Origin of the sequence: Pseudomonas rubra (assembly GCF_028656935.1) — a bacterium.
Lineage (GTDB): Bacteria > Pseudomonadota > Gammaproteobacteria > Pseudomonadales > Pseudomonadaceae > Aquipseudomonas > Aquipseudomonas rubra.
The window spans coordinates 27,001-40,209 of sequence record NZ_JAMDGZ010000001.1 but is presented as its reverse complement, the minus strand read 5'-3'; the positions used below and the strand labels follow the sequence as shown (position 1 = coordinate 40,209).

Here is a 13,209-nt window from a genome sequence, read left to right as displayed (position 1 = left end):
GTACCGATGGGGGCGCTACATTTGCCACAGTCCCTCAGGTCGGAACGCCCGCATGTCGTCGAGTGAAGTGCAGTCCCTTCGCCTGCAGCTTGAACAACTGCAGCAACAGAACATCCAGCTCAGGGCCCAGCTGGCCGAGCACACGTGCGCAGAGCCTGCCGAGTCAGCGCAGGCCCTGACCGATACCCAGCAGCGCTACCGTTTTCTGTTCGATGCAATGGACGAAGGCTTCTGCATCATCGAGTTCTTCGACGGCCCCCATGGCCCGCTCAGTGATTACATCCATGTCGAAGCCAACGCCGCCTACGCCAAGCATGCCGGTATCGACAATGTAGTCGGGCAGAAACTGCGCGAAATGGTGCCCGACGAGGCCAATGGCTGGCTCGCCCGCTATGGGGCGGTCCTGCACAGCGGTGAGCCGATCCGCTTCGATCAGGAACTGGTCGCCACCGGCCGGCACCTGGATGTCTGCGCCTTTCGCATGGAGCCGGCCAGCCGCAAGCAGGTTGCGGTGCTGTTCCAGGACGTCACGGCGCGCAAACGTGCGGAGGCCGCACTCAAGCACCTCAATGAAGAGTTGGAGGAACGCGTTGCACAGGCGGTGGCTGAGCGCAGAGTGCTCACCGATGTGGTCGAGGCGACCCTGGCGCAAATCCAGGTGGTGGGCCTGGATATGCGCTGGCTGGCAATCAACAGTGCTGCCCGTGAAGGCTTTACACGGGTGTTCGGCCTGACCCCCAGTGTTGGCGACAGCATGCCTGAGGCCATGGCCCAATGCCCCGACGATTGCGCCCGAGGCCTGCAGCTCTGGACCCGTGCCCTCAAGGGAGAGGCGTTCGCCGAAGTTGCCGAATTTGGCCAAGGTGACCAGCACCGTCACTTCGAACTGCGTTTCAGCCCCTTGCATGACCAACACGGGCAATTGATCGGCGCTTACCTGTTCGCCTACGACATCAGCGAGCGGGTGCAGGAGCAAAAGCGCCTGCGCAAGACCGAAGAAGCCTTGCGCCAGTCGCAAAAGATGGAAGCGGTAGGCCAGCTCACCGGCGGCATCGCCCATGACTTCAACAACCTGCTGACCGGCATCCTTGGCTCGCTGGAGCTGTCGCGCAAACTGCTGGGCCGTGGCCTGCACCAGGAAGTCGACGCCTACTTGCATACCGCGCAAGATACCTGCAACCGCGCCGCAGCACTGATCCACCGCCTGCTGGCCTTCTCCCGGCGCCAGACCCTGGAGCCGCGCACCATCGATGTCAACCGCCTGGTGAGCGGCATGATCGAACTGATCCGCCGCAGCGTCGGCCCGCATATCGACATCGAGCTGTTCACCGCCAGTGCCCCGTGCCGGGCCAGCATCGACCCTTCGCAGCTGGAAAACGCCCTCCTCAATCTTTGTATCAACGCCCGTGACGCCCTCTCGGCGGGGGGCCGGATCAACATTGAAACCCGTCACCTGCAGGCCGACGAACAGGTCGCCACCCACCTGGACCTGACGCCCGGCGACTACCTGATGCTGAGCGTCAGCGACAACGGCAGTGGCATGCCGCCTCATGTGCTGGCACGGGCGTTGGAACCGTTCTACACCACCAAGCCGGTGGGCCAGGGCACAGGCCTTGGCTTGCCGATGGTCTATGGCTTCGTACGGCAGTCCGGCGGACAAGTGCGGGTGTACTCCGAACCCGGCCAAGGCACCAGCGTGCACCTGTACCTGCCGCGGTTGGAGGCAGCTAGCATGCCTTCCAGCGAACCGCTGGCGCGGGTACCCAAGCAACGTGAGTTGCGCGACATAACAGTGATGCTGGTGGACGATGAAGCGACCATCCGCATGCTGGTGGGTGAGGTGCTCAGCGACCTGGGCTATGAGCGGATTGAGTTTGCCGACGGCCACAGTGCCCTGGCGGCGCTACACAAGGGCGTCAGCATCGACCTGTTGATCAGCGATGTCGGCATGCCCGGGGGCATGAACGGCCAGCAACTGGTCGCCGCCGCCCGTAAGCTCAGGCCAAGGCTGAAAGTGCTGTTCATTACCGGTTACGCCGAACAGGCCGTGCTTGGCAACGGCGTGTTCGAGCCCACAACGCGGGTGCTGACCAAACCCTTCAGCCTCGATAGCCTGGCCCGGCGCATCGAGGAGATGATCGGCTGATCAGCGCCCGCCGCCCAGATCGAGGAAACTGCCTGTGGCGTACGAGGCCTTGTCTGACAGCAGCCAGATGATCGCCTCTGCCACCTCCACAGCCTGACCGCCCCGCCCCATGGGAATACCGGGTTCCAGCTTGCTGACCCGTTCCGGGTCGCCGCTCAGGGCATGGAAGTCGGTAAAAATGTAGCCCGGACGCACGGCATTGACCCGCACACCTTCACCGGCGACTTCCTTGGCCAGGCCCAGGGTGAAGGTGTCCAGCGCCCCTTTGGAGGCAGCGTAGTCGACGTACTCATTGGGCGAACCCAGACGTGCAGCCACCGACGACACGTTGACGATACCGCCACCCTGCCCGCCATGGCGTGTCGACATGCGCAGCAGCGCATGCTTGGCACACAACATCGGCCCGACCACGTTGGTCTTCATCAGCTTGAGCAAGCGAAATTCGGAGACTTCCTCGACCCGGCTCTTCTGGCCGATAGTGCCGGCGTTGTTGACCAGCGCGGTGACCGCCCCAAGCTCGGCATCGACGCGCTGGAACAGCTGGATGATCTCGTCCTCGACACTGACATCTGCCTTGACCGCAATGGCCTCGGCGCCCAGCTCGCGGACTTCGGCCAGTACGCGCTGGGCCGCCTCGTCATCGTTCAGGTAGTTGATACAGATACGGTAGCCGGCCTGCGCCGCCAGGCGTGCGGTAGCGGCGCCAATACCGCGGCTGGCGCCAGTGATCACGATAACCTTGTCCATGGATACTCCTTGCTCCCAATGGCGTTAACCCCTCAAGGCTAACGCAGTCGGGCTCACGCGCAAAGACTTCAGGCCGAAGGGGGTGGTGTTGGTGCCTTTGGCTCGGGTTTGCGCAGCGGGTACAGGTGCTGGCGGACGATACCTTCGGGCAAATCCTTGCCAAACACACCGTAGCGAGCCGGCCACTCCTTGGGCGGCAGCTTGAAGGTGCCGAACAGCATGTCTACCAAGGGCGTGTGGATCGCGTAGTTCTTGTAGATGTAGTCCTTGTGCCGGGCGTGGTGCCAATGGTGATAGCGCGGCAGCACCAGCAGGTAATTGAGCCAGCCTCCGTCGATACGCACGTTGGCATGGGCCAGTACTGCCTGGACACCGACCAGGATTACATAGGCGTTCATCGCCTGGGGCGAGAAGCCCAGCAGGATCAGCGGCGCCAGCACCCCGGTGCGGGTCAGAAGGATTTCACAGAAGTGGATGCGCGAACCGGCCAACCAGTCCATGTGCGTGCTCGAATGGTGCACCGCATGAAAACGCCACATCCACGGCACCACGTGATACAGACGGTGCAACCAGTACTGACCGAGGTCGGCGACGAACACCGCCAGCAAGAACTGCACGACGATCGGCAGGCTCTGCACCTTGGCCTGCAGGGTATCTGAGAGCACCCAGCCGGCCAGCCAGCCAGACGATGCAGTGACGAAAATCAGGATGAACTGCACCAGCATGTGGCTGACGAAAAAATAGCTGAGATCGGTGCGCCAGTGCGGACGCAGGATGTTCTGCTGCGGATCCTTGGCGTAGAGTTTTTCCAGCGGAATGAAGATCAGCGCCGAGATCAACAGCGCCAGTACGAACCAGTCCAGCCCCAGCGAGTACGGGGTCTGGCCGATGGTCTGGGTCTGAATGTTGGTGCCACCAAGGAACATCGCCAGCCCTGCCGCGCTGATGCCGGTAAAGCCCAGGCGCTTGCGCTTGTTGAGGAGGATGTTCAGGGTGCCCAGGGCAAAGGCCAGGATCAGCCCGATCAACAGCGCGGTCCGCGCAAAGTGCACGCTGTAGACCTTGCGAAACTCGGCAAAGGTCAGCCACTGGGGGAACAGGAAGCACAGCACCGCCAGCAGGCTGAGCAACCCCAGGGCGGCCGAGATGTAACCGCTGATACGCCCCTGGCCGAGCTTGAACGCGTCGTGGCCGTGGCGTTGAAAATAGGCCTTGATTGCCTGCATGTATCGCTGTTCCTTCAAAGTGGTGGGCTCCGTGCGGCGCGGAGTATACCGACCTGCGGCCGCCAGTGAAGCGCCTCGTGCATGGCCAACTGACAAATCTGTAATCCACTGCTCAGTTTGCTGACAGTCAGCACTGGCTAAGGTCGTGCCATCCCAGCCCCTGGAATGGCACCCATGCTTCGACACCCCACCCGCCGCACCTTCGTCAAGGGCTTTGCCGCCGGCAGCGCCCTGGCCGGGCTCGGCCTCTGGCGCCTGCCGGCGTTTGCCGCGCCCAGCGTGTTTGCCAATGAGCTTCGCGGTGAACACTTCGAGCTGTTCATCGGCCAGACCCCAGTGAACCTCACAGGCCAGGCGCGCACCGCGCTGACTATCAACAACAGCCTGCCCGGCCCTACCCTGCACTGGCGCGAAGGCGACACCGTGACCCTGCGGGTGCGCAACCGCCTGAACGAGCCGACCTCGCTGCACTGGCACGGGATCATCCTCCCGGCCAACATGGACGGCGTGCCGGGCCTGAGCTTTGCCGGTATTGAAGCCGGCGGAGAATACCTCTACCGCTTCACCCTGGAGCAGAGCGGCACCTATTGGTACCACAGCCATTCCGGCTTGCAGGAGCAGGCCGGCGTCTACGGGGCGATCGTGATCGAACCGAAAGTGCCCGAGCCCCACCCCTATCAACGCGACTATGTCCTGCTGCTCAGCGACTGGAGCGACCAGGCACCCGATGAGCTGATGGCGACCCTGAAAAAGCAGTCGGACGCCTTCAACTACCACAAGCGCACCGTTGGCGATTTCATCGACGATGTCGCCACCAACGGCTGGCAGCAAAGCGTTGCCGAGCGCAAGGCCTGGGCCGCCATGCGCATGAGCCCCACCGACCTTGCCGACATCAGCGCCGCCACCTACACCTACCTGCTCAACGGCCTGCCGCCGGACGGCAACTTCACCTGCCTGTTCCAACCCGGTGAAACCGTACGCCTGCGCCTGATCAACGGCTCGGCAATGAGCTACTTCGACTTCCGCATTCCCGGCCTGAAGCTGACGGTGATCGCCGCCGATGGCCAGCCAGTGCAGCCCGTCGAAGTCGATGAGCTGCGCATTGCCGTGGCCGAAACCTATGATGTGCTGGTACGGGTCGGCGATCTGCCCGCCTACACCCTGTATGCCCAGAGCATGGACCGTAGCGGTTATGCCCGCGGCACCCTGGCACGCAGCAACGGGCTGAGCGCCGAGGTGCCGCAACCCGATCCGCGACCGATCCTGACCATGGCCGACATGGGCCACGGCGCCATGGCCAACATGGGTGGCATGGACCATAGCCAGATGGCCGGCATGGACCACTCGATGATGGCCGGGATGCAGCAGCATCCGGCCAGCGAGACCGGCAACCCGCTGGTCGACATGCAAACCATGAGCCCCAAGCCCAATCTCGCCGACCCCGGTATCGGCTTGCGCAACAACGGCAGGCGGGTGCTGACCTATGCCGACCTGAAAAGCACCTTCGCCGACCCCGACGGCCGCGAACCGTCACGGGAGATCGAGCTGCACCTGACCGGGCACATGGAGCGCTTTGCCTGGTCGTTCAACGGCATCAAGTTCTCCGACGCCGAGCCGCTGCGCCTGACCTACGGCGAGCGCCTGCGCATCACCCTAGTCAATGACACGATGATGGCTCACCCGATCCACCTGCACGGCCTGTGGAGCGACCTGGAAGACGAACACGGGCGCTTCCAGGTGCGCAAGCACACCCTCGACATCCCCCCGGGCAGCCGCCGTAGCTACCGGGTCAGCGCCGACGCCCTGGGGCGTTGGGCCTATCACTGCCACCTGCTCTATCACATGGAGATGGGCATGTTCCGCGAGGTACGCGTCGATGAATGAGCCGATCTTGCGTCCGCTGCTCGGCGGCTTCGCCCTGCTCGCCTTGCTGGCCAGTGAAGAGGCACGCGCCCAAGCCATGGATCACGCCGCCATGGGCCACGGTGCCATGAACCATCAGGGCATGAACCACAGCATGGCAACAGACATGCCGCGTACGCCGCTGCGACCGATTACCGACGCCGACCGCCAGGCCGCCTTCCCACCGTTGCCCGGCCATCAGGTCCACGACCGGCAGACCAACTGGGCGGTGGTCGTCGAACAACTGGAGTACCAGAACTTCGACAGCAGTAGCGCCCTCAAGTGGGACGCCAACGCCTGGATCGGCGGCGATATCGACCGCCTGTGGCTGCGCAGCGAGGGCGAGCGCGAACAGGGCGTGACCCACAAGGCCGAGTTGCAGGCGCTCTGGGGCCATGCCATCAGCCCCTGGTGGGAACTGGTCGGCGGCTTGCGCCAGGACTTCAAACCGGCCAGTAGCCAGACCTGGGCCGCTTTCGGCATCCAGGGCACGCCACTGTACGGCCTGGAGCTGGAAGCCACCCTGTATGCCGGCGAGCGTCAGCAAACCGCGCTGCGCCTGGAGAGCAGTTACGCTATCCTGCTGAGCAATCGCTGGATCCTCGAACCGTCGCTTGAGGCCAACTTCTATGGCCGCAATGACGCGACACGGGACCAGGGCCGCGGCCTTGCCGACAGCGAGATCGGCCTGCGCCTGCGCTACGAAATCACCCGCGGCGTTGCCCCTTACCTGGGCATCAGCTTCAACCGGGCCTACGGCGACAACGCCGAGCAGATCCGTGATGAGTACGGCGACATTGGTCAGACCCGCCTGGTCGCCGGGGTTCGCCTGCGTTTCTAGAAGTGGAGAAGTACATGCTGAGCAAGAAAATCGTCGCCTTCGGCCTGCTGGCCCTGAGCACCCTGGCCCAGGCTGGGCAGACCATCGATGTCTACCGTGACCCCAACTGCGGTTGCTGCAAGGAATGGATCAAGCACTTGCAAGACAACGGCTACACCGTCAACGACCATGTCGAGCCAAACATGAGCGCAGTCAAGCAGCGCCTGGGCGTCGAGCCGCGCCTGGCCTCGTGCCACACCGGGGTGATCGACGGCAAGTTTGTCGAGGGGCATGTGCCGGCCGAGCAGATTCAACTGCTGAGCAAGCGCCCCGACCTCAAGGGCCTGGCTGTACCGGGCATGCCCATGGGCTCGCCGGGCATGGAAATGGGCGACCACAAGGACGCCTACCAGGTCATTGGCCTGACCCGCGAGGGCAAAGACGAAGTGGTCGCCAACTACTGATCCGCTGCTGATGCTTAGCGACTGGGCGCTGTTTCTCAGCGCCTTCGGCGCCGCGACCTTGCTGCCGTTGCAATCGGAAGCGGTGCTGGTCGGCCTGCTGTTGCGCGAGCCCGAGGCACTGCTCAGCCTGCTGCTGATCGCCACCGCCGGCAATGTCCTCGGTTCGATCGTCAACTGGCTGCTGGGCCGTGGCATCGAGCACCTGCGTGACAAGCGCTGGTTTCCATTCAAGCCTGCGCAGTTGGCAAAGGCCCAGCAACGTTACCAACGCTACGGCCAATGGTCGCTGCTGCTGAGCTGGATGCCAGTGATCGGCGACCCGCTGACCCTCATCGCCGGAATCATGCGTGAGCCGTTCTGGCGCTTTTTAGTGCTGGTCACGCTCGCCAAGGCCGGCCGTTACCTGGTGCTGGCATTGCTGACGCTGGGTTGGATGCAGCACTAGCGGCCCCAGATCTGCGCCTCGGTCCAGCCCAGCTCGGCAAAGTCCTGGGCGCGCAGGTGCGCTTCCTCTTCGCAGAAAAACTCATCCAGTTGCGGCGCGCGTACCGACGTGTCGCAGAGCATCGCATGCACCTGGCCGCGGTGGTGGATCTGGTGCTCGAACAGGTGCGAGAGCAGACGCAGGCGTTGCTCGCGCTGCACCCAGTCAGGCCGCACGATACTCACGTAGCGGTGCAACTGGTCGTCATGCAACTGGCTGCAGTAGGCGATCAGGCGGTGATCGGCCTGCGATTGTTCGGCGTGCAGGTCCTGGCAGGTGGCGTAAGGTTCTTCGGGCTCGAAGAAACGCTGGCTGTCCGGATCGGGGGCTTCGCCGCGCTGCTCACATTCCAGGGCCTGCAGGTAGAACCAGTCGACGGTAAGGATGTGGTTGAGGGTGGCCTTGATCGACGGGAAGAAACTTGCCCGCGGGGCGACGAACTCGTCCTCGCTCAGTTGCCTGCAGGCCTTGTACACCCTGTGGTTGGCCCAGCCGTTCTGGTAGGCCATGGTCAGCAGATGGTGCGAAAGAAGCTCGGCCATGATCGACTCCTCAGCAGAAGCGTTGCAGTTGCATCTCCCGCAAGCGGCTGAGCGTACGCCGGAACGGGAACTCCAGATACCCTTGAGTGTAGAGCGCTTCCAGGGCCACCTCGGCCTCCAGGTACAGGGCGATCCGACGGTCGTAGCATTCATCGACCAGGGCGATGAAGCGCCGCACGCTGTCGTCATGCACCGACAACTGCGGCAGTTCGCGGTCCCCAGCCACCACCCGCTGGGCAGCATCTTCGGTACCACGGGCAATCTTCGCCGGGCGCTGGCTGGCGCCCAGGGCCGGCACCTCGCCGAGCAGGATGGCCTGGAAGCTGTCGCACAGGGCCATGAAATCCATGGCGGCAAAGGGTTGCTCACACAGCTCGCTGTAACGGCACCAGAGCACGCTGTCGCAGCGTTGCACCACGTTCAGTTGGCGTGAACCGATCTGTAACGGCTGGTCGGTGGCTGGCTGCTCGCCGCGCAGTTGTTCGAAGACCTGCGCCAAGGCTGCGGGCTGGCCTGTCTCGGCAATCCAGTAACGCTGTGTCACAGCGCCGGGGTGCAACCGATGGTCCTGCTCCCCCGCCACCGGCACCACCTGCATATGCTGCTCAATCGCGGCAATCGCCGGCAAGAAGCGTTCACGGTTGAAACCGTCGTTGTACAGCTGGCCTGGCGGCTGGTTTGAGGTAGCGACGATCACCACCCCGGCCTCGAACAGCACCTGGAACAGGCCGCCCAGAATGATCGCATCGCCGATGTCGTTGACGAACAGCTCGTCGAAGCACAGCACCCGGATCTCTTCAGCCAGGGACAACGCCAGGGCCTGCAAGGGCTCGGCGGTGCCATTGAGCTGGAACAGGCGTTGGTGCACCCAGCGCATGAAGTGGTGAAAATGCTGGCGCCGGGACGGCACCTGCAGGCAACTGTAAAACTGGTCCATCAGCCAGGTCTTGCCCCGCCCCACCGGGCCCCAGAGGTAAACGCCCCGTGGTGTTTCGCCACGCTGCAAGGCCTCGAAGCAGGTGTTCAGGGCCGTGGCGGCCTGCAACTGGGCCGGGTCGTTGACAAACCCCTGGCTGGCAATTGCCTGCTGGTAGCGGCCCAGGGGAGACTGTTCGGTGAAGCAGGACATGCGCGGCGTCCATGGCAAAAGTGGGCATTCTGCGGCGTGGGCGTGTCGCGGGGCAAGCCCGCCCCTACTCCAGCCCGACCTTGAGCAGCGCCCCATCGCTCTCATCGGTCAGCAGATACAGATACCCATCCGGCCCCACCCGAACATCACGAATCCGCGCCTTGAGTTCGCCGAGCAGGCGCTCCTCATGCACCACCTTGTCACCGTCAAGCTCCAGACGAATCAGCTCCTGGGCCGCCAGCGCGCCAATGAACAGGCTGTGCTCCCAGGGCTTGAAGCGTGGATTGTCGTAGAACGCCATGCCGCTGATGGCCGGGGATTTCTCCCAGACGTGGTGCGGATCGACCATGCCATCGACATGTTCGCCCTTGGCTTCCGGAATCGGCAGCAGCGAATAGTTGATGCCGTGGGTGGCGATCGGCCAACCATAGTTTTTGCCCGGCTTTGGAATATTGATTTCGTCACCGCCACGGGGCCCGTGTTCGTGGGTCCACAGCTCGCCAGTCCAGGGGTTGAGCGCGGCGCCTTGCTGGTTGCGGTGGCCGAACGACCAGATCTCGGGACGGACATTGTCCTGGCCGACGAAAGGGTTGTCCTTGGGCACCGTGCCATCGGGCAGGATGCGCACCACCTTGCCCTGCAACTTGTCCAGATCCTGCGCGGTCGGCCGCTGGTTGTTCTCGCCCAGGGCGATGAACAGGTAGCCGTCGCGATCGAACACCAGGCGCGAGCCAAAATGGTTGCCGCTGGAGAGCTTGGGCTGCTGGCGGAAAATCACGTTGAAGTCTTCAAGCTTGGCGTTGTCGGCCGACAAGCGCCCGCGCCCCACTGCAGTACCCGCCTTATCGCCTTCACCGCCGCCTTCGGCATAAGACAGGTAAACCATACGATCCTGCTTGAAGGTCGGTGAAAGGACCACATCAAGCAGACCGCCCTGACCCTTGGCCCACACTTGGGGGACGCCGCCCAGGGCAGGCCCGACTTTGCCCTCGGGGCTGACGATGCGCAGGTTGCCGGCCCGCTCGGTCACCAGGATGCCCTGGCCGTCCGGCAGGAACGCCAGAGCCCAAGGGTTGCTCAAGCCTTCGGCAAGGGTGCTGACCTTGACGCTGCCCTCCTCGCTTTTGAAGTCGCGCTCGGGCGCGGCATGGGCCAGCAGCGGCAACAGCGCCGCGGTGATCAGGGTGGGTAACCAGGTGCGTGGGGACATCAGCGATTCCTTCCAGGGTGGGCCCGTTACTCAGGGCGCGGGCGCAGGTGCACGTGGCGGCCGGGTGGGTTCCAGGCGCGGAGTGGTCTGTTCGCGGCGGATGTTTTCACCGTTGCCGATACCGCGGTTGTCCAGGGTCGGCGGGCGCGGGTTGGGCTGGGTCGAAGGGCCGCGCACCGGCGGCGTAGCGGGGACGCTGCCCTGGCGGCTGTTGGGGTTGGCGCGCATGATCGGGCTGTTGTAGGGGTTGTTGTTGCTGGCCGCCAGCTGCAACGGCCCGGCCGCGGGCGCAGCTTGCAGCGGCGAGCTCAAGAGCAGGGCCATCGCCAGGCCCGACAGGGATCGGTTCACGGTATTCACCTCCGGTCGGCGCCGAAAACCGGCGCGCCCAAGCGTTGGATAGCCTAAGGCGCGACAGGTTCGCCGGGAAACCTCGATTTGCCCCGCAGGTGATTCATTATGTTACCGGATCAGCCATCGACCTTGTGCCGGGCGGCATACAGGCAGAGCATCTCCATGGCCAGGGTCGCGCCGGCCAAGGCGGTGATATCGGCATGATCATAGGCCGGTGCTACTTCCACCAGGTCCATGCCCACCAGGTTGATACCACGCAGCCCACCGAGGATTTCCAGAGCCTGCACTGTGGTTAGCCCGCCACACACCGGGGTGCCGGTGCCAGGCGCGTAGGCCGGGTCCAGGCAGTCGATATCGAAGGTCAGGTACACCGGCTGTTCGCCGACCCGCTGGCGAATCGCCTCGATGGTCGCCTGGGTGCCGCGCTGATGCACCTGACGGGCGTCGAGCACGGCAAAGCCCTGGGTATCGTCATTGGTGGTGCGCAGGCCGATCTGCACCGAGCGCGCCGGGTCTACCAGGCCTTCACGGGCGGCATGCCAGAACATGGTGCCGTGATCGACGCGCTGGCCCTCCTCGTCCGGCCAGGTGTCGCTGTGGGCATCGAAGTGGATCAGCGCCAGCGGGCCGTGCTTGCGGGCATGGGCCTTGAGCAGCGGGTAGCTGATGAAATGGTCGCCGCCCAGGGTGAGCATGGCGCAGCCGGCTTCAAGGATCTGCTCGGCATGGGCCTGGATGCTCTCGGGCACGGTATGCGGGCTGCCGTAGTCGAAGTTGCAGTCGCCGTAATCGATCACCGCCAGGTGATCGAAGGGGTCGAATTCCCATGGCCAGTGCCGGGCCCAGGCCTGCTGCACCGACGCTGCACGAATGGCCCGCGGCCCGAAGCGCGCACCAGGACGGTTGCTGGTGGCGGTGTCGAACGGCACCCCGCTGACCACCACATCGACCCCGCGCAGGTCACGACTGTAGCGGCGGCGAGAAAAACTGGTGATACCGGCAAAGGTGTTTTCGGCAATGGTGCCGTACAGGCTGTCACGGGTGATGGCCTGATCGTTATCGGGGGCGAGGTCCATGGTCGGGCTCCTGGTCTGTTGTTATTGGCGGCTACGGAAAGCGGTCCACAGGCGAGTGCGCTGGCGCATGTCGGCCAGGCTCATGCTGCGGTCGGCAAACAGCCGCGCACGCACTTCGTCCGAGGGGTAGATGTCCGGGTCGCTGCGCACCGCTTCGTCTACCAGCGCCGTGGCGGCCTGGTTGGCATTGGCGAAGAACAGCGTGTTGGTCAACGGCGCCACCGACTCGGGGCGCAACATGAAGGCGATGAAGGCGCGGGCCGCTTGTGGATGCGGTGCGTCCTTGGGCATGACCAGGTTGTCCTGCCAGATCAGCGTGCCTTCGCGGGGAATGCGATAGATCACCTGATACGGCTTGCCGGCCTTGTGTGCCTGGTCGGCGGCCATGGCCGCATCGCCGTTGTAGGTCAGGGCCAGGCACACACTGCCGTTGGCCAGGTCGTTGATCTGCCGACCGTTGGCGACATAGCTGATGAACGGCTGCAATTGCTTGAGCAGCGCCTGGGCCGCCGCCAGGTCGTCTTTGCTGCGGCTGTAGGGATCCTTGCCCAGGTAATTCAAAGCCACGCCGATCACCTCCTGGGGCGAGTCGGACATGGCAATCCCGCAATCCTTGAGCTTGCTGGCGTACTCGGGTTTGAACAGCAGGTCGAGGCTGTTCAGCGGTGCATCGCCGACCCGCTGGCGTACCGCCTCAAGGTTCATGCCCAGGCCCAGGGTGCCCCAGGTGTAAGGCACGGCGTACTGATTACCGGGGTCGACCTCGGCCAGCTTGGCCAGCAGGTCCTTGTCGAGGTTGGCGTAGCCGGGCATTGCCTGGGCATGCAGTGGCTGCAGCGCGCCTGCGGTCAAGGCGCGGGCCAGCAGGCTGGCGGACGGCACCACGACATCATAGCCACTGCCACCGGTAAGCAGCTTGGTTTCCAGCACTTCGGTGGTGTCAAAGGTGTCGTAGCGCACCCTGTAGCCGGTTTCCTGCTCGAAACGCTGCAAAGTTTCGGGGGCGATATAGTCAGCCCAACTGTACAGATTGAGGACTTTTTCCTCGGCCTGCACCGGCAAGGCCAGAAGCAGGGACAACAACCACAGGGATGTACGCATGTCGGGCA

At 64.0% G+C, this 13,209-nt stretch carries 13 protein-coding genes; 5 read left to right on the top strand and 8 right to left on the bottom strand.

Annotated features, from left to right (window positions below; genetic code table 11):
- Nucleotides 1–52 precede the first annotated feature (52 nt).
- Complete coding sequence (locus M5G17_RS00210) at nt 53–2,146, top strand: hybrid sensor histidine kinase/response regulator (protein WP_273891037.1); 2,094 nt, start codon at nt 53–55, stop codon at nt 2,144–2,146.
- Here the strand turns inward: M5G17_RS00210 and M5G17_RS00205 are convergent, their stop codons facing one another.
- Complete coding sequence (locus M5G17_RS00205) at nt 2,147–2,893, bottom strand: SDR family oxidoreductase (RefSeq protein ID WP_273891036.1); 747 nt, start codon at nt 2,891–2,893, stop codon at nt 2,147–2,149.
- Between the two features lie 68 nt (nt 2,894–2,961).
- On the bottom strand, nt 2,962–4,119 hold the full coding sequence (locus M5G17_RS00200) for a sterol desaturase family protein (RefSeq protein WP_273891035.1): 1,158 nt from the start codon (nt 4,117–4,119) through the stop codon (nt 2,962–2,964).
- 174 nt (nt 4,120–4,293) lie between these two features.
- Between M5G17_RS00200 and M5G17_RS00195 the strand changes: the two genes are divergently transcribed.
- From M5G17_RS00195 to M5G17_RS00180, 4 genes are read left to right on the top strand one after another with little or no spacing between them, the layout of a single operon-like run.
- Nucleotides 4,294–6,003 carry a copper resistance system multicopper oxidase gene (locus tag M5G17_RS00195; RefSeq protein ID WP_273891034.1) on the top strand — a complete coding sequence of 570 codons (1,710 nt, stop codon included), beginning with the start codon at nt 4,294–4,296 and terminating at the stop codon, nt 6,001–6,003.
- A complete protein-coding gene (locus M5G17_RS00190) occupies nt 5,996–6,862 on the top strand; it encodes a copper resistance protein B (RefSeq protein ID WP_273891033.1) in 867 nt (288 codons plus the stop codon). Before M5G17_RS00195 ends, M5G17_RS00190 begins: the two co-directional genes overlap by 8 nt.
- A gap of 14 nt (nt 6,863–6,876) precedes the next feature.
- On the top strand, nt 6,877–7,305 hold the full coding sequence (locus M5G17_RS00185) for a DUF411 domain-containing protein (protein ID WP_273891032.1): 429 nt from the start codon (nt 6,877–6,879) through the stop codon (nt 7,303–7,305).
- A gap of 10 nt (nt 7,306–7,315) precedes the next feature.
- Nucleotides 7,316–7,750, top strand: a complete 435-nt coding sequence (locus tag M5G17_RS00180; RefSeq protein ID WP_273891031.1) for a YqaA family protein — start codon at nt 7,316–7,318, stop codon at nt 7,748–7,750.
- Here the strand turns inward: M5G17_RS00180 and M5G17_RS00175 are convergent.
- The 6 genes from M5G17_RS00175 to M5G17_RS00150 all read right to left on the bottom strand — a co-directional run bounded on the left by M5G17_RS00175 (nt 7,747) and on the right by M5G17_RS00150 (nt 13,201).
- On the bottom strand, nt 7,747–8,331 hold the full coding sequence (locus tag M5G17_RS00175; protein ID WP_273891030.1) for a DinB family protein: 585 nt from the start codon (nt 8,329–8,331) through the stop codon (nt 7,747–7,749). The two genes, M5G17_RS00180 and M5G17_RS00175, sit on opposite strands and share 4 nt — an antisense overlap.
- A 10-nt stretch (nt 8,332–8,341) precedes the next feature.
- On the bottom strand, nt 8,342–9,460 hold the full coding sequence (zapE, locus tag M5G17_RS00170) for a cell division protein ZapE (RefSeq protein WP_273891029.1): 1,119 nt from the start codon (nt 9,458–9,460) through the stop codon (nt 8,342–8,344).
- A gap of 64 nt (nt 9,461–9,524) precedes the next feature.
- Nucleotides 9,525–10,670 carry a PQQ-dependent sugar dehydrogenase gene (locus tag M5G17_RS00165; RefSeq protein ID WP_273891028.1) on the bottom strand — a complete coding sequence of 382 codons (1,146 nt, stop codon included), beginning with the start codon at nt 10,668–10,670 and terminating at the stop codon, nt 9,525–9,527.
- Nucleotides 10,671–10,700: 30 nt separating this feature from the next.
- Nucleotides 10,701–11,021, bottom strand: a complete 321-nt coding sequence (locus tag M5G17_RS00160) for a hypothetical protein (protein WP_273891027.1) — start codon at nt 11,019–11,021, stop codon at nt 10,701–10,703.
- A gap of 119 nt (nt 11,022–11,140) precedes the next feature.
- Complete coding sequence (gene speB, locus M5G17_RS00155; RefSeq protein WP_273891026.1) at nt 11,141–12,100, bottom strand: agmatinase; 960 nt, start codon at nt 12,098–12,100, stop codon at nt 11,141–11,143.
- 21 nt (nt 12,101–12,121) lie between these two features.
- Complete coding sequence (locus M5G17_RS00150) at nt 12,122–13,201, bottom strand: polyamine ABC transporter substrate-binding protein (protein ID WP_273891025.1); 1,080 nt, start codon at nt 13,199–13,201, stop codon at nt 12,122–12,124.
- Nucleotides 13,202–13,209: the final 8 nt, after the last annotated feature.

What these genes read in the sequence shown, in the direction of transcription:
- M5G17_RS00210 (WP_273891037.1), top strand. Translation starts at nt 53, where the DNA reads ATGTCGTCGAGTGAAGTGCAGTCCCTTCGCCTGCAGCTTGAACAACTG.
- M5G17_RS00205 (WP_273891036.1), bottom strand. Translation starts at nt 2,893, where the DNA reads ATGGACAAGGTTATCGTGATCACTGGCGCCAGCCGCGGTATTGGCGCC.
- M5G17_RS00200 (WP_273891035.1), bottom strand. Translation starts at nt 4,119, where the DNA reads ATGCAGGCAATCAAGGCCTATTTTCAACGCCACGGCCACGACGCGTTC.
- M5G17_RS00195 (WP_273891034.1), top strand. Translation starts at nt 4,294, where the DNA reads ATGCTTCGACACCCCACCCGCCGCACCTTCGTCAAGGGCTTTGCCGCC.
- M5G17_RS00190 (WP_273891033.1), top strand. Translation starts at nt 5,996, where the DNA reads ATGAATGAGCCGATCTTGCGTCCGCTGCTCGGCGGCTTCGCCCTGCTC.
- M5G17_RS00185 (WP_273891032.1), top strand. Translation starts at nt 6,877, where the DNA reads ATGCTGAGCAAGAAAATCGTCGCCTTCGGCCTGCTGGCCCTGAGCACC.
- M5G17_RS00180 (WP_273891031.1), top strand. Translation starts at nt 7,316, where the DNA reads ATGCTTAGCGACTGGGCGCTGTTTCTCAGCGCCTTCGGCGCCGCGACC.
- M5G17_RS00175 (WP_273891030.1), bottom strand. Translation starts at nt 8,331, where the DNA reads ATGGCCGAGCTTCTTTCGCACCATCTGCTGACCATGGCCTACCAGAAC.
- zapE (WP_273891029.1), bottom strand. Translation starts at nt 9,460, where the DNA reads ATGTCCTGCTTCACCGAACAGTCTCCCCTGGGCCGCTACCAGCAGGCA.
- M5G17_RS00165 (WP_273891028.1), bottom strand. Translation starts at nt 10,670, where the DNA reads ATGTCCCCACGCACCTGGTTACCCACCCTGATCACCGCGGCGCTGTTG.
- speB (WP_273891026.1), bottom strand. Translation starts at nt 12,100, where the DNA reads ATGGACCTCGCCCCCGATAACGATCAGGCCATCACCCGTGACAGCCTG.
- M5G17_RS00150 (WP_273891025.1), bottom strand. Translation starts at nt 13,201, where the DNA reads ATGCGTACATCCCTGTGGTTGTTGTCCCTGCTTCTGGCCTTGCCGGTG.